The sequence below is a fragment of the uncultured Campylobacter sp. genome, from assembly GCF_963517995.1.
Lineage (GTDB): Bacteria > Campylobacterota > Campylobacteria > Campylobacterales > Campylobacteraceae > Campylobacter_A.
Genome location: NZ_CAUQHQ010000024.1, coordinates 1 through 21,531, shown reverse-complemented (window position 1 = coordinate 21,531; position 21,531 = coordinate 1). Strand labels below are relative to the sequence as shown.

The window sequence follows — 21,531 nt, the reverse complement described above, 5'->3', positions numbered from 1 at the left end:
ACGATTAGTTTATGATTTTGTTTATTATTAGGCTAAATGCGCATTTGTTGGTTATCGCCAAAAAGAAAGTAAAGAAATATTTTATAGAGGAGATAAATTTGCCGCAAAACTACGACGTGAGCTTGATAAACGCAAACGTAAATTTAAAAGAGCTAGCAAAAGGCATAAAAGAGAGCAAAAACGCTAGGCTTTGCCTCTACGGCCCCGCGGGCACGGGCAAGAGCGAGTATGCTAAATTTATTGCTAAAAGCCTAAACAGCAAGCTAATCATCAAAAAAGCAAGCGATCTCATCGACTGCTACGTTGGGAACACGGAGAAAAACATCGCAAATGCTTTTAAAGAAGCCAAAGATCAAAACGCCGTGCTGGTATTTGACGAGATAGATAGCTTTTTGCAAGATAGGAATGAGGCTGTAAGGGGCTGGGAGATAACGCAGGTAAATGAAATGCTAGTGCAAATGGAGGGCTTTGATGGGGTGTTTATCGCCACGACAAATTTGATGGATAGCTTAGATAGGGCTAGCATCAGGCGCTTTGATATGAAGATAGGGTTTGGCTACATGGACGGTACTCAGGCAGCTAAACTACTACAAAAAGAGTGCGAGTCGCTAGGTATAAGCGTGGATAAAGCGGCAAAAAATAGCGTAGCAAAAATCAAATTTCTAACGCCCGGGGACTTTGCCGCAGTAGCAAGATCGGCTAAATTTAGCCCTATCTTAGGCGTAGGCGAATTTATAGATAGGTTAAACGAGGAAGTAAAACATAAGATTATCGAAGACAATGGGCGTAGGGTGGGGTTTTAAAGGATAATTTTGAATGAGTTTTTGCCGGACTTGCCCGGCAAATTAAGGCTAAATGAGTAAAACAGTAACACCATTTAAGAAATTTGACGGTTTTTGCCATTTTACCTAAAATTTTTTGAAGTCAGTTTGTATACGGTACTAAGAAAGGGGATTATGGACTTAGAAGACTTAAAAAACGTTTTAAACGCAAAAGGCGAGATAACGGGCTTTTGCGGTACTTTTACGGAAGCAGAAATTTTGCAAAAGATTGCGGAGTTACCGATAAAAAGAGCGAAATTCGTATTTTTAAATTTTACGGCAAATCCCGAAATGCCGCTAGAAATAGTTTTAAAAATAGTAGGCGAAGTAATACAAATTTGTAGTAAAAAAACAAAAATAGTCTTTAACGTAAAGACTCATAAGCTTTTAGGCGAAAAAATCAAGGTGTGGCTTTTAGCTACGGGCATTTAAAAACGTGCAAAAAATGTATCGGCGCGAAAATCAAAAAGGATAATCAATGATCTACGAACAAATAAAAGAACTAACGCTAAATAGCGATAAAAAGGCGCTTTCAAAGGCATTAGGCTACGCAAGAGAGAAAAACTTCAGTAGCGCTCTTGCGGATTTGCAAAGAGCAAATAGCCTAGACGAGTTTATATCAAGGGGGCATTTTGACTGGTCGCATAGCTCAAAAACGCTTATTTTAGCCCTTAGCGAGTACTTTGGGTTTAATATCGAAGACGAGCTTAATGCTGCAAAAATCCGTTACGACGAGCGAGCGAAATTTAGAGGCTCTTATATCTACATAGATACAAATTTTAAGAGATTTAACGAGCCGATTTTTGCCCTTGCTATGGCGCAGTACTTAAGGTATATCAGCCTAACGCCGTTTTTAGATGAGCTATGTTTTAAAGCTCTAGACGAACAGCTAAAAATAATCTCTCAAGTCGTTAAAGACTATTATCATAAGACGAAATCGCTACCCGTTTTTGGCGAGATAACGGGCTTTAAACTATGCCTTCTAGGCAAAAATTATACTCTTGATACGGATGGAAATTTTGTACAAAAAGAGATATTTGAAGCATCGGCGTGGATAAAATTATGAAAAGCATACAAGATTATGAAAATGCGATAAAAACGGTGAAAAATAAACATAAGTTCTTAAAACGGGCTAGGAAGTTTTTTGGCTCATCAAATACGTTAAATTTATATAAAATTTGGCTTGAGTATGCGCGAAGCAGTAGTGAATGCTTAGTTATTTATGATGAATTTAGCGCAGATTTTAATAATACGGATTTTGTTTGTCAAGTGCTTAAGAAAGCCAGCGAGTTAAATGAAGCGGAGATAAAGCAAGATAAAGAAAAGCTAAAGAATTGGGCAGCTATCTCACAAAGTCAAAGGGCTATCTTAAACTATGAACTTTATGCAAATAAGCGTAAAATTTGTTTATATACGGCTAGGCTAGTAGACGTAAGCGATGAAATTTTAAATCTTTATCTAAAATACGTAGATCAGGTTTTTACTTTATACTCCAGCGATGAGATAAATTTAGCTTACATAGATGCTTGCAGCGACATAAATTTAGCGCAAAGACTCTTTGACGTAGCGCTTTTTGATAAAGGCCTTTCGTGGTGTATATCGGCGATTATCGAGTTTAGAGATAGGGGCGGCAAAGGCTCAAGGCTTTTATATGAAACGCTATTTTCTCATGCCTTGTCCCGGGCTACTGCTGCAAGCGACTATGCAAGGATACTGCGTCATTTAAATCTTGTAAAAAAGATTATGGGCTATGATTTCTCACGGCTTTACTTAAAAGCAAAGGCTCATACCGGCGGTTTAAACGGCGAAACAGATTGTGATTTGGGGCAGGAACATTATATACGTTTTTTTAAAAGCAAATTTGGTTTTTCACAAAAATTTAAGGATATAGTATGAATTTATCAGGATACTACGAGCGGATTCACAAGTGTTGCAGATATTGCAGGATTTACTATGCGGATTATATTATAGATGACAGTGTGTTGTTGGTAAATTTAGCTAAAAATCTAAGTCGAGACGAACTTGACTACCTTTTACAAAACCACACGGAACTTTGCTTGAGAGTAAATCATCATCTTTTCGAGTATGACGATTTAGCTCGCGCGGTGTTTTTTAAAAGCAAAAATAGAGGCCTAGCGATAAAAATTTATAAAATCGCGCAAGACCTTTGCAAAAGCGGCATGGACTACTCGTTTTTGGGGATAGCTATACATAAAACCTTAAGGGTCAAAAAGTGGTGCAAGGAACTTTTAGCCATGGCAGAAAATAACATAAAAGACGGGCTTTGCTACGTAAATATGCTAAATTTTATAGAGATAAAAACACTAAGCGGACTTAAAGCCGAAAATTTCTTGCAAAACGCTTTAACGACAACAAATTTTAAGGCAGATTTTTATCTTACTATGGCACTAGAGTTAAAGCAAATAGAAGGCTTCGATGAGTTTGCGTATAAATTTTATAAAAAGTGCATAGAGAAGGATAGACGCGATTATTATCTAAGCTATGCTCGCGCCTTCATAAAAGACAAAGACGAGCTAAAAGCACTCGGAATAAAACCAAAACTAAAAGAGCAAAAAGAGGTTGTAGCTTCAAAAGCTCATAAAAGCAAAGACGAATATCTAAGCGAATTAAAAGATACGAGCGACTTTTATAAATTCTACGATATCTTAGATGATATGGCGGAAGAATTCGGCAAGCAAAGATGGATATTAGAGCTTTTCAAAGACGGCGAAATTTACGCCAAAACCGCTGCCGATTATGCTTATATAGCAAGCGATGTTATGGATGATTTTAAAGATAAAATTTACGCAAGAGAGCTTTTGGCTAAAGCCGTGGAGCTCTTGCCTGATCCCAACGAAACGTTTTTCGTGCTTGATATTATAAAAAAGCTTGGCGATAATGCGCTTTTAGTCGCGGCTTGCAAGAAGCTAATTAACTTGTCTGATTCTATATATATGGAGGTCGCCGGCTACTTAAAAGACGTCGATCCAAATTTAGCAAAAGAGTGCGCCGAAAAAGCCGTTGAAAATGCCAAAACCAGAGCGGAAATTTTACACGCGGCTAATGATGTTTTGAGGATTTTTAAAGATAAAGGATGGGTGATTGAGATAGTGAAAAATGGTATAATTGACGTGCTTTAAATTAAATTTAAAGGAGATGTGGTGACTAAACAAGAATTTTTAAGAAAGATAAACGATATAAAAGCTCAAAATGAGCAAAAGAAAATAAGAGGTTTTAACGATTATAATATTTTCTCGACGCTTCATAAAGATAGCGATGAAGTAAATTTGCATTCTAGATTTATACATTCTTTGCTTGATCCGAGTGGTAAGCATAATCAAGGTACTATATTTTTGGATTTATTTATGCGGTCTTGTTCTCTTGATGAGTTTAAAATAGATATAAATAATGCAAAGGTAACAAGGGAAGACCATAATATAGATATACTTATATCAGACGAGGTGAATAGCAAATATATAATAATAGAAAATAAAATTTACGCAGAAGATCAGAAAGAACAAATACAAAACTATATTAAGTATATATATGATGAACTAGATGAAAAAGCTGACATTTATGTACTATATCTAACCCTCTATGGCAAGAAACCAAGTGATGCTAGCCTGGGGAAATTTAAATTAGATGGTAATTATCTTAAAAACGGCAAAGAGCAAGTTAAATTTAAATCTATTAGCTATAAAAACGATATTTTAAAATGGCTAAATGAATGTCGTGTTGAAATGCAAAATTTATTAAAATTTGATCTAATAATTTCTCAATACATAGATGTTGTAAAGAGTCTTATAGGTACTTACAAAAATAGTATAAGCGATAGCTTAACGGACTTTTTGCTTACAAAGGAAAACTATAAATATTTTTCAAGAAATAAAGATAGGGACGAATTTAGGATATATGAAAATGATTATGAAGGTGCCACAAAACAGATTATTGAAAATTTTTTAAATGATTTAACGGGAAAAATTAACAATGAGCTAAAAAGCTATGGAGTTATAGCAGAAAATATTCGTGGCGAGCGTATTAATGACCTTGATTTGATAGAGGTTTATACCTCAAGTACTCATCGTTTTTGGGAGCTAGCTGAAGGTAGAAAGTGTATTCTTTTTAGAGTATATTCTTGGCAACATGGCAATAGTAAAAATGGGCTTTATATAGAAATAATAAATAATTATAATATGCCAGATGAAGATTTTACACAAAAGCAGCGATTTATAGGGCGTGAAATATTTGGTAAATCTGAAGGGAAGAGAGAAAGACAATTTCATTATCAGAAAATTTTACCACTAACAAATGGCAATATCTGGGAGCTGGCTGATATTATAATCAATGATGACAATTTTTTAAATACTATATTTGATGTCATTAATGCCTACATTATAGAGCATGTTGGCATTGTTAGAACTATTAACAAGAACTTAGAAGATAAAAAATTTGCTAAAAAATTTGTAGAAGGCAAAATAACAAGAAAAGAATTGGAGCAATATGAGCAATAAAATACACAAAAAATTCTGGGGTCTTAGGCCGTATATGGAGATTAGCGATTTTATATCGTCTGTAGAGCCAAAACAACTGCTTTCTAGCGAATTGAACGATATCCTGTCAAAATGTGAGGATTTTAGAGAGTATTTGCATTTGGCAAGGCTAGCTTACGATGAGCTTGAAAATGACGAAAATAGGCAAAAGATAATAAAAACTATCCTAAAAAGGGCGTTGCAAGTATGTAAATATCCTATGGAGTATTTTTATGTAGCTAGAAGCGTCTATGAAAATTTAAACGATAAAAAGCTTGCCAAAAAGATCATCGTAAAACAGATAAAAAGATTTAAGATAAATGTCCTGCTTTGCAAGCAAAATGTGTTACCCAGAAAGCATATGAGGACGGTTATAAAAAGTGCTTTAAGCTCAGGCATGAAAAGGCAAAGATTTTTAAATTTCTTAGATATCTTAAGTAGGATAAAAAAGTATAAATCCGTATGCAAAAAATTTTATAAAAAGGCCGAAAATTTAACCGACGGCAACGGCGCATACGACGATGAGCTTTTGAGAAGAGAAGCGGCGGCTGTTTGGCAAAGAATCAGATCGGCTAACGAAAAATAGTCTACGTAATTTTATCCATAATATGCATGCGACGTTATACATCGCATGCGTACTTAAATTTTAAACATTTATCTCGTTAAAATACTCCCCTATCTCGCCCTTAATCACATCGGACAGCTCCTTTGGCTCAAGCACCTTGATAAAAGGGATGTAGTAGTAGATGAGCGGTTTTATCTCCATTATGTTGGTGTACTCTATATCGATGATAACCGAGCCGTCCGGATCCTGACCGTATATGCTTTGCTTGGCATACGGTTTCCTCTCGAAATACTTCTTTATCTGTGGAGCTAAAAGCAGCTTGGCTATCTTTGGCTCATCTAGCGTCGCCCATGCGGAGTTTATATTTTTTAGCCTATCTTCTATTTTTGCCTCTATTTCAAATTTATCTTCGAGTATTTTAATGCTCGCAATGCTTTTTAGATGAAATTTTTTAAATGTATCGTTTTTGCCCGTATCAAGAAAAAGCAAATACCAAAACCCGTCAAACATCGCTAGTTTTAGCGGTTTTATCTTAAATTTAAAGCCATTATATTCGCACTCTGCCAGCCTTTTTTCTTTGACGGCGTTTTCAAGTAGCTCGAAATTTGCAAAGTCTTTTTCATCTAGCTTCTCGTTGTTTATATTTGTTAGGATGGGGTGGTTTAGCCGGCTAGTGATCTGCTCTAGCAGGACGTGAGCCTTTGAGTAGAAATTTGTCCCCATGGTTTTTGAGATATTGTCCAGGATGTTTATGATGGTGCGCTCTTCTTGGTCTAGGTTGTCTTTGGCTTCGGTTTTATCCATGCTCCACATCCTGCCTTTTTTTACGGCTCCGTTTTTGGCTAGCACGTCATAAAGATCTCTTTGTATGGTTTTAGTGCAAACGCCTAGCTTCTCGGAAAGCTCGGATATGGAGTGAGGTTTGTTGCTGATAAGAACGGCTATATCGTTTATGCGTTCGTATTTACTTGTGTTAGTTTCGGGAATGATTTTTTTAGGTTTTTGCATGGAGGCTCCTTTGAGGGTATTATAGCGATATAAGACTTACAGTTGTCTAGTTTTAAAGCGTATATAATGCAAAGATGTTTTATCTTGCAAAAGATTGATATAAAATTTAAAAGGTTTTTTATGGGGTTATTTTTGTTGTGACACAACCTGTCGTGCTCTTGTGCTAAATTTCCATCATAATTTAAATCAAAGGAGTTAAAATGATAAAGTATATTATAGGAGGCGTAGCGCTACTAGCTATTGGGTACGGATTAAAGACTTATGCCGACGAATACGGGCTATTTGACGAAACTAGCGACGAAAAAAATAAGGAAGTGGATCTCGTTTCAGTCGATGAAGATGAAAGCGAGGAGCAAGAGGAATATTCGTCTGAATACGCCGCCGGTATCTAAGCAGTATAAAGTAAGCAATGGTAAAATTAGAGCTTAGCTTACTTTGATCAACTTATACAATATCAAGCTATAACAGTTAAGGCGTTAAAAATATTTAGAAAAACACAAAAAGACATAATAATAAAAGAATAAATTAATGATTTTAAAACTATAATTAACAGAATAAATTCATTAGTAGCACTAAAGAAGGTAAAATGCAGGTAAAATCCGAAAAACTGATAACCCTAAGGGCAAATATTTTTCGTCAAATTTTACTACCTTTTTTAGTACGTCTTTCATCAAATTTAATCACTTCAAAAATCAATAAATTTAACCACAAGGAACACCTATGCAAATTTTAAAGCAAACGTATATTAAATACTTGCAAGACGTGTCGGCAATACTAAGCCCTTTAAAATTCGATGTAAAAAAACAGGAAGAGCTGATAAACTCTTTGCGAGCAACAGAGCTTATCGTGCCAGTTGTAGGTGGCTTTAGCGCAGGTAAAAGTACGCTGATAAACTCTTTTTTAGGCTCAGGCGTACTACCTACAAACATTACTCCAGAAACCGCGCTTGCGACCGAGCTAAGATACGGCGAAGAAAGTTATTTTGAGGCAGTAAAAGAAAGTGGCGATAGCGACAGATATGATCTTACTCAAACAGACGAGATCAAAGATCGGGCTGCGGAGTATAAATTTCTACGTCTTTACCTAAATAATGCAAATTTAAAAGCTATCGAGCCTTTAGTATTAGTTGATATGCCGGGCTTTGACTCGCCCGTGCAGTTACATAATCAAGCCATTTTAAGTTACTTAAGCAAGGGTAAGTATTTTATAGTATTAATCAGCGTCGAGGACGGTAATATAACAAATAGCGTACTTAGAGAAATACAAAATATCAACGAATTCGGTAAGGGGTTTTCGTTTTGCGTAAGTAAGGCAAATTTAAGAGCGCCCAGCGACGTAAATTTGATACAAAATAGGGTAGAAGAGCAATTAAGGGATTATTTTGATTACCAAAAAGGCGTTATAGCCCTCGGGCTTGACGGCGGCGACGAGCTAAAAAATATACTCGAAAAAATTGACTCAAAAGGACTTTTTAAAAGTATCTTTGAAAACGAACTAAAACAAAGCTCGTTTGAAGCCCAAAGCGCTATCGATACGACTAAATCAGCTCTAAAAAGTTCCAAAGAAGAGGCACAAAACGCTATAAGCGAACTAAAGCGAGGTATAGAAAATCTAAAAGTCAAAAAGCAAGCCGCACTTAATGAAATACAAAGCAGATACTCGGAGGGTAGTGCAAATTCCGTTATCGCGGCGGTTGCTAACGATATAAATATGAACATTGACGCTCTAGCCAGTCTCGCCGCTACTAATCAGCAAGGTTTTACCGCTGAGCTAAACGGTATAATAAAAACATCGCTCGTGCGAGAAATAAAAAATAAAATGAGCGATATCGGCTCACAGTTGGTAGATAACTTTAGTCTCGAGATGAAAAGCTTAAATTTGACTGATTTTAAGATGGACGATGTATGGATAGAAAAAATTTCGCAAACGACAAAAGAGTTTTTACAAAAAGCACAAAGCGGACTTATAGATTTTAGCGAAAAGCTAAAAAGCGGCGAAAGTGCGGGCAAACTATATAAAGCTATAACTACCATCATAGGCCTTACTACAAAAGTTATAAATCCGATTTTAGAGATTGTCATAGTATTTTTACCCGAGATAATCTCGTTTTTTACCCAAGGATATGCTGAAAACAAAAAACGCGAACAAGCTAGAGAACAGATAATAAGTAGTGTCATCCCGTCGATAAAAACAAAGCTTAGAAGTGAAATGCCAACTCTACTAAACGAGCAAATAAGCGCGATGATAGAAGCAGTAAGCGATAAATTTGAAGAGCAGCTCCGTCAAAAAGAGGCTGAAATATCAAAAGCCGTAGAGGAAAAAGGAAACGACGTAAAGGCTATTGAGGCTCAAATTTTAGCTCTCGAAAATGCAAAAGAAGAGATAAAAACGCTAACAACTAAAATTTTATACGCAAAGGATTAAGGATGAACATAGTTAAATTTACCAAAGAGCTTGAGGCGGTCATAGCCAAATACGATCTAGATAACGAAGTTTCGATTTTAAAACAAGATAATACCATCTCAAAAAGCTCGGAGTTAGAAGCTGAGATAGAAAGTATGCAAAAAGAAGGCAGAACTCTAAAGCTAGGCATCATCGGCCGCGTAAAATCTGGCAAGAGCTCGCTCATAAACGCACTTATTTTTGACGGCGAGGATGTCTTGCCAAAGGCTGCCACCCCTATGACGGCTGCGCTTACGGTTTTAAAATATGGTCAAAATTTGGAAGCGCAGGTCGATTTTTTTAGCGAAGAGGATTTGCGAGACATCAAAGACGATGCGGCAAGTTTTCAAAAAAGAAAAAACGAGATAGCCGAGGCTAAATTTAACGAGCTAACAGAGCTTGAAAAAAGAAAGCTAAAGCTAACTAAAAAACTAGACGAAGCCAAAGAGGCTGAGCTGCGAAAAAGAGCCGTAAATATAGCCGAGCAAGAGATGCGAAACAATGCAAAGTTGAGCGCAGCCGCGGAGCAATACGAGCGTATAGAGCGCTCGGGAGTAAATTTAGCAAATTTAGAGGGATTTAAAAACATCTCTGCTGCTAATATGGACGAGCTAAATCGCAAGCTTTACGATTTTGTCGGCGCTGATGGCAAATATATGCCCTTTACAAAATCCGTAACGCTAAAACTAGATAAGGAAAGTCTAAAAGATATAGAGATAATAGATACCCCCGGCGTAAATGATCCCGTCGTCTCAAGAGAGGAGCGCACAAAACAGCTTTTGAAAACTTGCGACGTGGTGTTAGTCGTTTCGCCATCCGGGCAGTTTTTAAGCTCGGAGGATACGAATTTACTTGACCGCGTAACCAAAAAAGACGGTATCAGGGAGGTGTATTTGGTTGCATCTCAAGTTGATAATCAGCTCTTTGGCGGAGAAAAAGAAAAAGGCGGTGGAGTGCTTTCAAAGGTACTTGAAAATATCAGGGAGACTCTAAGTATACAGCAGTCAAGGGTTTTAAAAGAGATAAAAGCTCAAAGTCCGGAAGTGGGCGACAGTCTAAATGAGCTTATAGATAGCAAAGTTCTTTTAAGTTCGGCGACAGCGTTTTATATGATGAAAAACTATGACGATCAAGGTAACTGGGATTTAAACTCAAAGCATGTTTGGGGAAATTTAAATCACTTTTATCGAGACTATTTCGACGACAAACAGTCTGCTTTAGCAAATTTAAATTTGCTATCGGGCATAAAGGCGATCGAGCAAATAATCTCAAAAGTGAAAGATAAAAAAGAGGAAATTTTACAAAAAAGAAGCACGGAGTTTATCTCGGTTAAGTTTAAAAATTTACTCAATTATCAACAAGCCGTAGAACAGCAAATTCAAGAAAAGATGCAAATATTGGAAAGCTCTGATATAAACGAGATTAAGCATCAAAGAGAGCAAATGATAAAAATCAAATCAAAAGCCGTAGAGGCCGTAAATAACGCGTACGAAGATTCTCTTGAAGGATTTGAGATAAATATCAAAGATAGGCTTTTTGCCAAAGTCGAAAGTTACTTTAAAAAGTTAACCGACGATATAGCTAGTAGCGAAGCTACAGAGGAATATAGTTACAAAGTCAAAGATAATGGATTTACAAATTTATGGGGACTTTTTGGTGATAGATACAAAACAAAATACAGCACCAGAACCACCGTAAAAGCCGGTTACGTTAAAAATTCTCTCGATCAAGTCATATCCGAGGTAGAAAATTTAACCGAGATAGAGTATAGACAAAACATAGCAGAATGGAAAAAGAGCCTCTATAAATCTTTAGTATCCTCAGCTAGAAGCGTGGTGGACGACGACGTATTAGATCCGGTCATTATTTCTCGTACGATAAGAGGGACTTTAAACTCGGTCAAAAACCCGGATATCAATTATAGCGGTTCGTTTCCGAAAGAACTGCAAAAAAGCGGTACCCTAAAAGGCTACGAAGCCGAGCAGTTTTTAAGCGCTGCGGGCGAATTTGCCAGAAATCTAAAAAGCAGAGTAAGAAGCGACGTAAAATCTAGCGTCGATGCTCTGATTTACTCGTTTAAGTCCCAAGACGTGGCAAATATTATTTTTGTAAAATACGACGAGGAAATCAACTCTCTTGTTAGCGATATAGAAAACAAAGAACAAGCTTTGGATAGATACAAATTAATACTAAAGGATGTAAAAAATGCAAATACAAACTAAGGTAGAAGATGTGAAAAAGAACACAAACGATCTAAACGGATTATTTAATTTTTTAACAAGCAAAGAACGTATAAAAAAGCATATATGGGAAAATTTAGACGTTATAGACGATTTTATCAAAAATGCCGAAATCGTAGCCACCCAAAAAGAAGAGCAAGATAAGGTTTTAGCCGACCTTAGTCTTAGATACGAGCTAGTTTCAAGCCTCCTAGCCGCCAAAGTTCAAAACGAAGGCGTAGCGATGTTTCATGAGACGCTAAACGGGCAGTATCTAGAGTTTGCCAACGCCGATGATACGCTCTCAAATGAAGCCGAGATACTCTTACAGTTGCAAAATATAGAAAAAGAGCTTAGCATTATAGCCGCTTGCCCTGAACTCTATAAAAAAAATATCGTAGCCGTGGGCGGCGGATTTAGTGCGGGCAAGTCTGAATTTATCAGTAGCTTTATGAGTTCTGGCGTGAAGCTACCCATCTCTATAGAGCCCACTACAGCGATACCAGCATACGTAATGAATGCGCCAAAGGAGTATCTGCTAGGCTACTCTAAAAACGGCGGCGCAGTTGACCTGAGTAAAATAGATGAAAATTTTCACTCTAGGCTAAATCACGATTTTATAAAAGGATTTAAATTTAACTTAAAAGAAATTTTGCCGTTTATAGTACTAGGTACGAAGCTTAAATTTGAAAATATCTGCTTTATCGATACTCCGGGCTATAACCCATCAGGAAATATAGCAAACTATGGTGCCGACATAGATACGGCAAAAGAGTTTTTGGAAGAAGCGGGAGTGTTTTTATGGCTCGTGGGGCTTGACAGCACAGGCACGATGCCAAGCGGAGATTTGGAGTTTTTAAGCAGCTTGGATCTAGAAAACAAGAAGCTATACGTCGTGATAAACAAAGCCGACCTAAGAGCGCCTAGTGACCTAGAGGCCATTACTGAAACCGTAAGGCAAAATCTAGATAACTACGGTATAAACTACGAAGGCATACAGACCTTTAGCTCTGTTAGAACCCTTGAAAATCATTGCATAGTTGGTAAAAGCTTAGACGGATTTTTGACCGAATGCGATACGCCCAGCCAAAAGCACGCAGAGATTTTTAATAAGCTAAAAAATATATACCAAGCATATAAAGGCGCGATAGAAGGCAGCATAAAAGAAAAAAAATCTATCCAAAAGACGCTGCACTCGATCAGTGTAGATATGTTAGAAGACGGCCTTGAGGATATGGGTAGCAATGCCTACACTAAGCTTAGCGAGTTAAAAAGCGCCTTTGGCACAAAGAAAGAAGAGGAAAATCTAAAACTACTAAAAGTTGCAATGGATAAATTCAAAGAGGCTGTAAAAACGGTGTTTGGGCTTGATAAAGTCGTGGTGGATTTTGACGAAACATATCACAATAATAAAACAAGCAACGCGATGAAGGATATAAATATAGACAACAATGAAGACAAAAACCAAAACGAGCATAACGAATCAATTGAGCGACTTGGCAAACAGCTATATGATTATAAGGAAATAATAAGGCAATTTAAGGAATTTATAGATAACAGTGCGTCTAATAACGACTCAGACGATAAAGCTATGCTCAATATGATATATGAAATGGCAAGAAAGCCAAAGATATCCCAATCTCAATGTGAGCAGTTCATAAATGATTTTATGGACGCAAGCAACCGAAAATATACCGATACGCATACTTTTGTAAGAGAAAATCTAATGAAAAGGTTTGATGAATTTAAAAATGAGATAGATGAACACATAGATGGCGTAAAGAATGATTTCCCGGAAAAAGCATACAACCGATTTAGAAAAAATTTCTTGCATAATTTGAGCAAATTTGAGTCTTATCTTGATGAAAATTATAAAGAGGATGGGGAAGAGACGGTATTTATAGTTCTTTAGGACTTTGAGGGCATATAAAATATCGGTACTATAAAAAATAGATATCAAATAAAAACTAACAAAATTTTATTAAAGGAGAAATAATGGGTTACTACATGAAAAACCGACTTGCCCAAGATGCGGCGCAACGGTAAAATACGTCATATGGGAAGGGGGGGCAACGGGAATGCTAAGCGCTATAGCAAATTCTTTTAGCAGAAAAAAGATGCTAATAGACAACGTTAGCGAAGAAAAAGGTAGGGAGGCTGGCGTCACCCTAACTTTCATGTGTCAAGAATGCGACAAAAATTTTGAAAGCTCAAATAGCTATTTATTGTAAATTTATACAAGGAGAAACAATGAATACGAAAGAAATCATCGAAATAGCTATAGAGGCCTTAGGAGACATAGTAAAACACATAGGTAACAATAGAGATGGAAAATAACCTCACAGTAAGCAAAAACACAAAAGGACAATAATGAAAGTAAAATCAAGGGATGTAATAATAGTGGCGTCTATAAAAAGAGAGATTAGTCTACGATCAAGAATCGTAAAATCCAAAAAGATATATACTAGAAAACAAAAACATCAAAAGGGTATTAAATGGGAGTTATAGTAAACACACTAAATCCAAAAAGGATTTTTACTTATAGCCATAAAAGCGATAAAAATTGTCGTCAAATGTAAAAAATATTGACCCTATCATAAAAGTATGCAAATGGATATTCTCATATTAGTAGATTGGAGCCAGTTTGTCAAATAGTATGGCAAATTGATTCAATTTCTGACCGGGATAGTCCAATGTTTACTCGCATTTCGCATCTCCAAATACATCATTTTATAAATCGAATCGTCATATGGAAAGACTTGATTTGTTCCGAGTTTTCGTAAGCTTAAGTGCAAGCTTTTAATAGTATTCGTTGTGTAAATTTCTTTGCGAATATCCATCGGATAATAAAATAGACTCAATGGAATTTAAGCGTATTTTTACCCACTACCTCATATGGTTATTTATAAGACTTCTTATGAATTTCAACAGTTTCTGATATAAGTTTTCCTGTGTAGTTTTTAGTATTATATCTAAACTCTATTCACTACGCTCGTTACTTTTCAAGGACATAGCTCCTACTACCCATTTGCGTGAGCTTAAGTTAAAGAGAGTCGACTTCTTTTCCATACGACAACTACTTCTAGAAAAATCCATGATTTTATTAAGGGCAAATTTTAATCTTTAAAATAGTATTTTTTTATACAAATAATATTATAATTTCGTAATCTTATTTGTATAAAAAGGATACGCCATGAACAGTTGCGAAAAATTAAATCTAAGGGTGGTGCCTGAATATTACAGTAGTGGCATATGGATTATAAAGAAGCCGTTTCAATCCAGTTACGGCGTAAATACCAATTATGAATATTTAAATTTACCGCAAGATTTAAAAGATGATTTTGAAGCATGGCAGGATAGCTTTGATAGAAACAATCCTCATCGGCAAGACGAATGTTGGGATGAGGAAAAATTTAATCAAGAAGGATTGAGCCTTGCAAGGAGATTAAAATCCTTTCTAAAAAATAGTGCCAGGGTTGAGTACTCAGGAGATATTTTTGCAGAAATAAGACTATTTTATGTGGACTACAATGCCGATGAATACAAAACGAGCCCCATATCGTGCGAAGATGGCATTAGAGTAAATTTTGACGACCTTTTTAGGCTATTCAACATTAAATACGACAGTAGTTTAAATAGAAAATTTCAAGAGTGGTTAAAAACAGACATATCAAATTTTACGCAATATGAGTTGATGGAATTTGATAGAACGGGTAAAGAACTAACCGATGATCTAATAACTATTTTACCTAAAGAATGCGTGGTTGAGTATAAAAATTTATCTAAATTTGACGAAAGTACCGAGCTATTAATAAGCGATATTTTAAACGGGAAAATGCCGATAGTACAGTGGATAAAAGAAAATATTCAAGACGGCAGATTAAGCATAGATAAACAATACGATATACCGGATAAAAAAGATTACTATTTATCTAAGCGTGAATTGAGAGATATAAATTTTGTTCCGGGCGCGCTAGAGGCCATATACGGTAGCTGGGATAGCGAGGAGGGCAAGGTCGCCGCCGCTAAAATCATAGATATGATTAAGGATATCCATGAGGTATATAAAAAAGAGGATTCGTGCGATAACGATACTCTAGAGATCAAGCTAGCAAATTTATATACATTTCTTTTAACTCAAAGCGCTTGCGTATACGGGTATGATTTTGTAGAAATGATTTCGAAAGACGACGAGTTGTTTTCAACAGCGCTTAGAATCGGCGTATTTTTTATGGAAAGAGCTGTACATAAAGAGCCGATCAAATTTGGTATATGTACAACGTGGTATTGTGGAGCTGAAGAAATAGATAAATTGCTATTTACGCTTGGATTGGCTGATGATTTTTCTATATATACTACATGTTCTTTTGAGATGAAACAAAAAAATGATAATGTATTTAAAATGGCTAAATTAACGGACGGATACGGTAGATTAAATTATTTGAATGGTCTTAATGCGGCTAATGACGAGATAAAAACTTGGATGATCTATCAAGGCTATAAATGCAGCTTGGGCTATGAGCGTACGGCCTATAAATGTGCAAGCCGAGGAGATTTATTATCTCACATAAAAAACGGGTGGAATGATGAGCTGTATGATTGCGCAGGCGATATTATATGGGGGTTGATAGACGATTATGAGGACAGGATCTTTGAGTATACGGATGCAAAGGAAGTAGTGGAGCTTTTTATTGAAGAGTCTTTGAGGCAAAATATGAATATAGACAGATTTAATAAGCTCTGTGACATATTTTATTTTATAAGGGACAATTGGGAGCAAATCGGATGGGGCGAAGAAGAAAAAGACAAGTTGGTTGATCAAATTTCAGATATTGCCTATAATAAAAATTATAACTGGGAAGAACAGGTAAGGGAAAACGTATTTGACCATAAAGCAAGAAACATCGCAAAAGCTTTAAATATAAATATTTGGAACGATTTATTTAACTACGCAATGCAAAATGATAATTTCTCGGATTGGTATTCGTTGGTTCAAACGGATAATATTGCTGAATTTAGAATGGTTTGTATGCTTGCTGAGAAGCAGCTAGATCTTAAAAACATATCTGCCGGTATTGGTGACGAGCTAGGCTTTAACGGAAATTTCGGAAAACACAGCGATTTGTCTATTATTTTGCAAAAAATGAGAGAATTTAATCAAATCGTCAGTATTGAGTTGGTTCAAGCCGGTTTAAACTGTCCCGTAACTAACACTAGAAACGCTGCCCTACGCGTAGTTGCATCATGCTATGATGTTCCCAGAGAAATCATTCAAACAATCGCTCGCAATAGAGACAGGGAGCCAAATAAGGGTTCTATGGAGTATTATAATACTATCTTAAACATTTCAAAATGCAAATGTTGCGATAATTATATTAAGATCAATACCGTATACGATATGCTAAAAAGAGTAAAAGATTACGTGGAGTCGGATAGAAAGATCGCTAAACTTTTAGGAGATCTGATGCTTGACGCCGATGAAGTTGGAATAATGCAAGAGTGTTCAAGGCTCCAAAATCTAGTAAAAAATTCTAACAATGAATTTTATGAAAAAAAATATAGATGCATACGTTTTAGCGATTCGGGCATATATCTCAAATTTAATGAAAATTTTACATCCTTGCTATCTATCGAATTAAGCATAAAAGAGCTATTTGAAAAAGATATGTTTTTAAAATTTAAATCAAATGATGTCAAAAGAGGTTATTATACAAAATTTAAAAATATGACATACGATAGCAGGGTAGAGTTTTTGCAAAATGCATTAGGAAATTATGACGAAAACCTAAGAAATGCTTATTTTGAAGTTATTCAACTAGGAAAACAGGGCAAAAATGGATATGCAGAGTATCCAAAAAATAATCATGATGGATGCCCGTATTTTATATATAATACTCTAAATAATACGAATAAAGCAAATATAGAGCTGGTCGTTAATGAGGAATGGAGTTATATAGACGAGCCGATATCAGGCTGGCTACATCAATTTATCGTAAATATGTATCCTGATTACGGCGATACTTATTTGTGGAATGAAGGTTCTGCTAGCGGCATATACTGCTTTAAAAAGTATGATTTAGAAGGTACGTTGCTTGATAAAGAACTTAATGATTGGGAGCATGATTTTATGTTAAATTCTGAAAATTTTAATGATTTAGACTGGGATCGATTTAATAGCCGGGGTAAGGTACTACATAAAAATCTGCAAGCTATCGTAAAAAATGACTACATAGTAGTATATGCAATGAGCTTTGAGGAGCAATATGGCTCGTTTAACGGTTAGATGCGGCACTATAAATTTAACCTTGTAATCTTTTTAATTGCAATTTTCAATGAGATAAAATAACCGGAAAGGATTTTGTTATATTACTATTCGATGAGTAATAATTAGCTAAGAGTTTAGCTAACGGTAAAAAGTTTTTTGCAAATAGGCTCGATTTCTGAACTAATATTTTCATCAAAAATAGAGATATTTTTTATTTTTACGTCCTCTCTGGCCGCCCTTAGGTTGTGCGTATCGCCGTTTATGCTTATGGTTATGTTTACGTCGTTGTTTCTAGACATAGCGGACTACTTTATGGTAAAATATGTATAGAAAAACGAAAGGAGCTAAGATGCTAGGTTTGGTAAAATACGCTTTGCTAGGTTGTTTGCTTTTTGCGCTAACGTTAGCGGTAGCATATGCGCTCACGGACGTTTTAAGCTCGGATAACGCTTTGATAGTAGGCTTGGTTACGCTACTAGTCGCGGCGGCAAAAATGACGGATGACGCAAAAAAATCTAAAAATTTATCTTTATAAGTCATCTTTACCCCCGTCATTCCCTCTTATTTAAAACCCTATTAAACGCTTTTGAGATTTCAAACATCCATAAAAAATCTATTTTAAAACGCTTGCAAAAAGCCTTTAAAACGATTACCTCGCATTCAAAATATCCGCCGTTAAAGTCTCGCTTTACCACGCTTGCCGTCTGAAGTCCGCGAAGCATAAGAGCTTCGTAATAATCAAGCCCGAAATCATCCGGGCTCATTTTATTTTCGACGCAGGCAAGCAGCCTCTCTACTTTTTTGAGCGCTCAGCCTCTATAGCGGCGTCAATGGCGCTCATAACCGATAGGTAGCTTAGACCCTTGTCTTCTATTTCGGCTTTGAATTTTTCAAGATCGGCGCCGCCTAAGGTTAGATCAAACCTCTTCTTTGCCGCGACGTCAAGATCTATCGAGGCGCTAGCTAGCTCTTTTTGCTCCGCGCGCTTTGCTTCGATCTGCTCGATGAGTGCTTTAAAATGGCAACGAGTAGGTTCATATAGATCTGCTTTCAGATATCCAGGCCAGCCTTAGCGAGGCCTATAAAAAGGGGCAGGGTTTTGGGGAGTGGCGAGACAACATAAAACCCGTTTTAGCAAAGAAAGGCTGGCTAGGAGACGTAAGCGTAACAAATCCTAAGACCGGAGAAGCGAAACAAATTTACGTCGGCTCGCGGCGGCTAAAGCGAATTTTCGAGACCAATATGCGCGTAAGCGTCGCAAAGGCAAGGTATGAAAGCCAGATGAGTAGCGCGGGCGAATACTTCCGCTATAAAGCCGTACTAGACCGCCGCACGCGACCATCTCACGCTAAGCTGCACGGCATGATCCTACCAAAAACGCATAAATTTTGGGAGAAAAACTACCCGCCAAACGACTGGGGATGTAGATGCCAGGTGCAAGTACTCACAAAATACGAGATGCAAAACTACGGATTTAAGCCCTACGCCGGCACGCCTTTAAACGTAGCGAGCGAGGACTGGGCGTATAATTCGGGCAAAAGCGCGGATAACCTTGACGGCGTCCTAGCTCAGAAAGCTAAAAATTTAAGCGGCGAACTAAAAAATATAGTAAAAAACGATCTTAAAAACTACGAGCAGGATAGAAATTTATACGTTTGGCAAAAGGGGTTAGATGAAGCTGTGGATGAACTTTTAGTAAAGCAAGATAAGACAAGCCCTATAAAAGCGTTTCAGCTCGGAAAGATAGATGCTTATGTCTCAAAAAGGATCTTTGAGATTGCGGGCATAGAGTTGGCCGATAGTTTTATAGCCGCAGATAAAAAATCGATACTACATATCCGTCCGTCGCGAAAAAAAGCGTATAATCAAGCCCTAAGCATCGATGAAATCAGGCAAATCCCAAACGTGCTTTACGAAGCAAAGAATGTTAGCTTTGATGCCAATGAGGGGAATTTGGTTTATTGGTTTGACGATAAAGAAGATGCCGAAAAAATCAACAAAATAATAGTAAATTTAAACTACGCTTTAAAGAAATTTAAAGTAACGAACTATATGGTAACGATAGGTAAAGTAGATAAAGTCGAAAGCCTAAAAGACAACTATATAGAGATAAAGCGGCGGTAGGAGTTGCACCTACAATATGGCGTATGGTTAACGCCCTCGCTACTGCGTTGCGACCATCAACCGCTTTAAAATACAACGCGGGCAGGACTCGAACCTGCAACATCGGAGTATTAGTCCTGTGGTTACGCACCCGCTAGGGTTCACATCTTCGCGCCATAGATGATTATAGCCCTTTTACCCTCAAAAGTCAACTTAGCTTACTAGCTATCTCGGCAGCCAAAAAGCGCCTGATGTTTTCCTCTAAATTCGGCTCCAGCTTTCCGTTTTCAAGGACGGGCAAAAACGGACGAGCGGGTATTTTTGACTTATGACCGCGCCCGGCGTTTGCGCCAAACTGATGAGCTAGGCCATAAGCAAAGCCTTTGTGCGAGCTATTATTTGAGACGGTTACACTTTTATTATCGGACGCTATATGCCAATTATCCGCCAGATGTCCGCTATCTCTTAAAATTCTATCTGAACCGCCTCTTTTTATTTTTTGGGCTAGCGTACTTTGTTTAAGCGGTTTCCAACTCTGCCCAAACGGGCTTTTTTGGTTTTCAAACGCAAATTCTATGGAGTTTGAGATCATATTGCCGATGGTATCAAACGTGCTTTGAGATAGGGCATTGCCTTCCTCGAGTCGCTTTAGCATCTGGTTTATCTGTTCAAGCCCGTTTATTTCTATACTCATGCTTTATCTTTCGGCTTACAAAAGTGCTCACTGCGAGATTTTGTTAAAGTCTTGCGAGTCAAAAAAGTCCTCTGCGGCGTTTAGAAGATACGGATTTGCTTTCGTGCCCGGGTGATTTACCTTTTTGCCGAACATCTGCCTGGTCTTTACGTTTGCTAGCGCCTTCATCCTTTTAGGCTTGATGACGTGAGGAGCGGTGCCGTCGTGGATGAATTTTGCGTATGGGGCAAGCCTGGTGTTTCCTACCTCTATTTCAAGGTTTTCGATACGGTCGTCAAATACTTGAATATCTTTTTTGAGGTTGCCCGTTTTTATGGGGGCTATGTATTTTGCTTTTAGGACGATACCTTGACCTATGCGAAAAAGAAAGTTTTTTAAATGTCTTTTGAAGTCCATTTAAAAAGCCTTTATATGTTCCATCGTATGTTTGACGAATTTTAAAGCCTCATATATACTCATTGTCTTGTTTTGGGATATTTCTTTGTATGCTTCATTGATAATCAGTATATCAAATTCGCAAACTTCTTGCATGATAGGATCGTCTTTGGCAAGAAGTAGCTGTTCGTCTTTTACGCTTTGGTCTTGAATAAATTTGATTTTTTCGTTTTGCGTTTGAATGTCGGCAAAATAGTATTTATCAAATAGTTTATCGTCTGTGTAACCTTTGGCGGTATCATACCCGTCTTGAGCTAACATAAATTCATAGTCGCGCTTGATAAATAAAATCATTTTTTCCATTTTAACCACCCATCGAAAATATAACTTTTAATGACCTCTTTTTTAGGCGACGCGTTTCTCTTAAAATACTCTCTCGCCTTTTTTGCGTTTTCAAATTTTATCATAGTTACGATTTCATTGTCATTAAAGCTAAGATAGAAATTATTT

Annotated in this window: 20 protein-coding genes and 1 pseudogene; 14 read left to right on the top strand and 7 right to left on the bottom strand. The window is 36.9% G+C overall.

The window, feature by feature from the left end; genetic code table 11:
- The first annotated feature begins 47 nt into the window (after positions 1 to 47).
- From RYL88_RS04195 to RYL88_RS04165, 7 genes are all read left to right on the top strand, one after another.
- A complete protein-coding gene (locus RYL88_RS04195; RefSeq protein ID WP_314989207.1) occupies positions 48 to 803 on the top strand; it encodes an ATP-binding protein in 756 nt (251 codons plus the stop codon).
- A gap of 153 nt (positions 804 to 956) precedes the next feature.
- Positions 957 to 1,253 (top strand): hypothetical protein, encoded by a 297-nt coding sequence (locus RYL88_RS04190; RefSeq protein ID WP_314989206.1) that lies wholly within the window; start codon positions 957 to 959, stop codon positions 1,251 to 1,253.
- Positions 1,254 to 1,299: 46 nt separating this feature from the next.
- Entirely contained in the window at positions 1,300 to 1,887 is a 588-nt protein-coding gene (locus tag RYL88_RS04185; RefSeq protein WP_314989205.1) for a hypothetical protein, read from the top strand.
- On the top strand, positions 1,872 to 2,717 hold the full coding sequence (locus tag RYL88_RS04180) for a hypothetical protein (protein WP_314989204.1): 846 nt from the start codon (positions 1,872 to 1,874) through the stop codon (positions 2,715 to 2,717). Before RYL88_RS04185 ends, RYL88_RS04180 begins: the two co-directional genes overlap by 16 nt.
- Positions 2,714 to 3,961: a hypothetical protein gene (locus tag RYL88_RS04175; RefSeq protein WP_314989202.1), complete on the top strand. Its 1,248-nt coding sequence runs from the start codon at positions 2,714 to 2,716 to the stop codon at positions 3,959 to 3,961. The genes RYL88_RS04180 and RYL88_RS04175 overlap by 4 nt, the downstream gene beginning before the upstream one ends.
- Before the next feature lie 21 nt (positions 3,962 to 3,982).
- Positions 3,983 to 5,332: a PD-(D/E)XK nuclease family protein gene (locus RYL88_RS04170; RefSeq protein WP_314989201.1), complete on the top strand. Its 1,350-nt coding sequence runs from the start codon at positions 3,983 to 3,985 to the stop codon at positions 5,330 to 5,332.
- Complete coding sequence (locus RYL88_RS04165) at positions 5,322 to 5,936, top strand: hypothetical protein (protein WP_314989199.1); 615 nt, start codon at positions 5,322 to 5,324, stop codon at positions 5,934 to 5,936. The genes RYL88_RS04170 and RYL88_RS04165 overlap by 11 nt, the downstream gene beginning before the upstream one ends.
- Before the next feature lie 60 nt (positions 5,937 to 5,996).
- On the opposite strand, the gene RYL88_RS04160 is transcribed toward RYL88_RS04165, so the two are convergent.
- Positions 5,997 to 6,923 carry a WYL domain-containing protein gene (locus RYL88_RS04160; protein ID WP_314989197.1) on the bottom strand — a complete coding sequence of 309 codons (927 nt, stop codon included), beginning with the start codon at positions 6,921 to 6,923 and terminating at the stop codon, positions 5,997 to 5,999.
- Positions 6,924 to 7,123: 200 nt separating this feature from the next.
- On the opposite strand from RYL88_RS04160, the gene RYL88_RS04155 reads away from it, so the two are divergent.
- The 4 genes from RYL88_RS04155 (at position 7,124) to RYL88_RS04140 (ending at position 13,496) form a co-directional block, all read left to right on the top strand.
- Positions 7,124 to 7,315, top strand: coding sequence for a hypothetical protein (locus RYL88_RS04155; protein ID WP_314989195.1), 192 nt, complete (start codon positions 7,124 to 7,126; stop codon positions 7,313 to 7,315).
- Between the two features lie 328 nt (positions 7,316 to 7,643).
- Complete coding sequence (locus RYL88_RS04150) at positions 7,644 to 9,347, top strand: dynamin family protein (protein ID WP_314989194.1); 1,704 nt, start codon at positions 7,644 to 7,646, stop codon at positions 9,345 to 9,347.
- Positions 9,348 to 9,349: 2 nt separating this feature from the next.
- The gene (locus RYL88_RS04145; RefSeq protein ID WP_314989192.1) at positions 9,350 to 11,587 is read left to right on the top strand and encodes a dynamin family protein; all 2,238 of its coding nucleotides are present in this window, start codon (positions 9,350 to 9,352) and stop codon (positions 11,585 to 11,587) included.
- Entirely contained in the window at positions 11,571 to 13,496 is a 1,926-nt protein-coding gene (locus tag RYL88_RS04140; protein ID WP_314989190.1) for a dynamin family protein, read from the top strand. The genes RYL88_RS04145 and RYL88_RS04140 overlap by 17 nt, the downstream gene beginning before the upstream one ends.
- A gap of 757 nt (positions 13,497 to 14,253) precedes the next feature.
- On the opposite strand, the pseudogene RYL88_RS04135 reads toward RYL88_RS04140, so the two are convergent.
- Positions 14,254 to 14,439: pseudogene (locus tag RYL88_RS04135) on the bottom strand (transposase); the annotation flags it as partial.
- Positions 14,440 to 14,777: 338 nt separating this feature from the next.
- Between RYL88_RS04135 and RYL88_RS04130 the strand changes: the two are divergent.
- Positions 14,778 to 17,867: a hypothetical protein gene (locus RYL88_RS04130; RefSeq protein ID WP_314989187.1), complete on the top strand. Its 3,090-nt coding sequence runs from the start codon at positions 14,778 to 14,780 to the stop codon at positions 17,865 to 17,867.
- Positions 17,868 to 17,983: 116 nt separating this feature from the next.
- Here the strand turns inward: RYL88_RS04130 and RYL88_RS04125 are convergent, their stop codons facing one another.
- Complete coding sequence (locus RYL88_RS04125) at positions 17,984 to 18,148, bottom strand: hypothetical protein (protein WP_314989185.1); 165 nt, start codon at positions 18,146 to 18,148, stop codon at positions 17,984 to 17,986.
- A gap of 50 nt (positions 18,149 to 18,198) precedes the next feature.
- Between RYL88_RS04125 and RYL88_RS04120 the strand changes: the two genes are divergently transcribed.
- On the top strand, positions 18,199 to 18,384 hold the full coding sequence (locus tag RYL88_RS04120; protein WP_314989183.1) for a hypothetical protein: 186 nt from the start codon (positions 18,199 to 18,201) through the stop codon (positions 18,382 to 18,384).
- Between the two features lie 16 nt (positions 18,385 to 18,400).
- Here the strand turns inward: RYL88_RS04120 and RYL88_RS04115 are convergent, their stop codons facing one another.
- Entirely contained in the window at positions 18,401 to 18,613 is a 213-nt protein-coding gene (locus tag RYL88_RS04115; RefSeq protein WP_314989181.1) for a hypothetical protein, read from the bottom strand.
- 274 nt (positions 18,614 to 18,887) lie between these two features.
- Here RYL88_RS04115 and RYL88_RS04110 point away from each other — a divergent pair, with 274 nt between their 5' ends.
- Positions 18,888 to 19,973: a phage minor head protein gene (locus RYL88_RS04110; RefSeq protein ID WP_314989209.1), complete on the top strand. Its 1,086-nt coding sequence runs from the start codon at positions 18,888 to 18,890 to the stop codon at positions 19,971 to 19,973.
- 187 nt (positions 19,974 to 20,160) lie between these two features.
- On the opposite strand, the gene RYL88_RS04105 is transcribed toward RYL88_RS04110, so the two are convergent.
- The 3 genes from RYL88_RS04105 to RYL88_RS04095 are packed head-to-tail and all read right to left on the bottom strand — an operon-like array spanning position 20,161 to position 21,384.
- On the bottom strand, positions 20,161 to 20,646 hold the full coding sequence (locus RYL88_RS04105; RefSeq protein ID WP_314989179.1) for a phage virion morphogenesis protein: 486 nt from the start codon (positions 20,644 to 20,646) through the stop codon (positions 20,161 to 20,163).
- A 27-nt stretch (positions 20,647 to 20,673) separates the two neighbouring features.
- Positions 20,674 to 21,042 (bottom strand): HK97 gp10 family phage protein, encoded by a 369-nt coding sequence (locus tag RYL88_RS04100; RefSeq protein ID WP_314989177.1) that lies wholly within the window; start codon positions 21,040 to 21,042, stop codon positions 20,674 to 20,676.
- Complete coding sequence (locus tag RYL88_RS04095; protein WP_314989175.1) at positions 21,043 to 21,384, bottom strand: hypothetical protein; 342 nt, start codon at positions 21,382 to 21,384, stop codon at positions 21,043 to 21,045.
- Positions 21,385 to 21,531: the final 147 nt, after the last annotated feature.

What these genes read in the sequence shown, in the direction of transcription:
- RYL88_RS04190 (WP_314989206.1), top strand. Translation starts at nt 957, where the DNA reads ATGGACTTAGAAGACTTAAAAAACGTTTTAAACGCAAAAGGCGAGATA.
- RYL88_RS04185 (WP_314989205.1), top strand. Translation starts at nt 1,300, where the DNA reads ATGATCTACGAACAAATAAAAGAACTAACGCTAAATAGCGATAAAAAG.
- RYL88_RS04175 (WP_314989202.1), top strand. Translation starts at nt 2,714, where the DNA reads ATGAATTTATCAGGATACTACGAGCGGATTCACAAGTGTTGCAGATAT.
- RYL88_RS04165 (WP_314989199.1), top strand. Translation starts at nt 5,322, where the DNA reads ATGAGCAATAAAATACACAAAAAATTCTGGGGTCTTAGGCCGTATATG.
- RYL88_RS04160 (WP_314989197.1), bottom strand. Translation starts at nt 6,923, where the DNA reads ATGCAAAAACCTAAAAAAATCATTCCCGAAACTAACACAAGTAAATAC.
- RYL88_RS04155 (WP_314989195.1), top strand. Translation starts at nt 7,124, where the DNA reads ATGATAAAGTATATTATAGGAGGCGTAGCGCTACTAGCTATTGGGTAC.
- RYL88_RS04150 (WP_314989194.1), top strand. Translation starts at nt 7,644, where the DNA reads ATGCAAATTTTAAAGCAAACGTATATTAAATACTTGCAAGACGTGTCG.
- RYL88_RS04145 (WP_314989192.1), top strand. Translation starts at nt 9,350, where the DNA reads ATGAACATAGTTAAATTTACCAAAGAGCTTGAGGCGGTCATAGCCAAA.
- RYL88_RS04140 (WP_314989190.1), top strand. Translation starts at nt 11,571, where the DNA reads ATGCAAATACAAACTAAGGTAGAAGATGTGAAAAAGAACACAAACGAT.
- RYL88_RS04130 (WP_314989187.1), top strand. Translation starts at nt 14,778, where the DNA reads ATGAACAGTTGCGAAAAATTAAATCTAAGGGTGGTGCCTGAATATTAC.
- RYL88_RS04125 (WP_314989185.1), bottom strand. Translation starts at nt 18,148, where the DNA reads ATGTCTAGAAACAACGACGTAAACATAACCATAAGCATAAACGGCGAT.
- RYL88_RS04120 (WP_314989183.1), top strand. Translation starts at nt 18,199, where the DNA reads ATGCTAGGTTTGGTAAAATACGCTTTGCTAGGTTGTTTGCTTTTTGCG.
- RYL88_RS04115 (WP_314989181.1), bottom strand. Translation starts at nt 18,613, where the DNA reads ATGAGCCCGGATGATTTCGGGCTTGATTATTACGAAGCTCTTATGCTT.
- RYL88_RS04105 (WP_314989179.1), bottom strand. Translation starts at nt 20,646, where the DNA reads ATGAGTATAGAAATAAACGGGCTTGAACAGATAAACCAGATGCTAAAG.
- RYL88_RS04100 (WP_314989177.1), bottom strand. Translation starts at nt 21,042, where the DNA reads ATGGACTTCAAAAGACATTTAAAAAACTTTCTTTTTCGCATAGGTCAA.
- RYL88_RS04095 (WP_314989175.1), bottom strand. Translation starts at nt 21,384, where the DNA reads ATGGAAAAAATGATTTTATTTATCAAGCGCGACTATGAATTTATGTTA.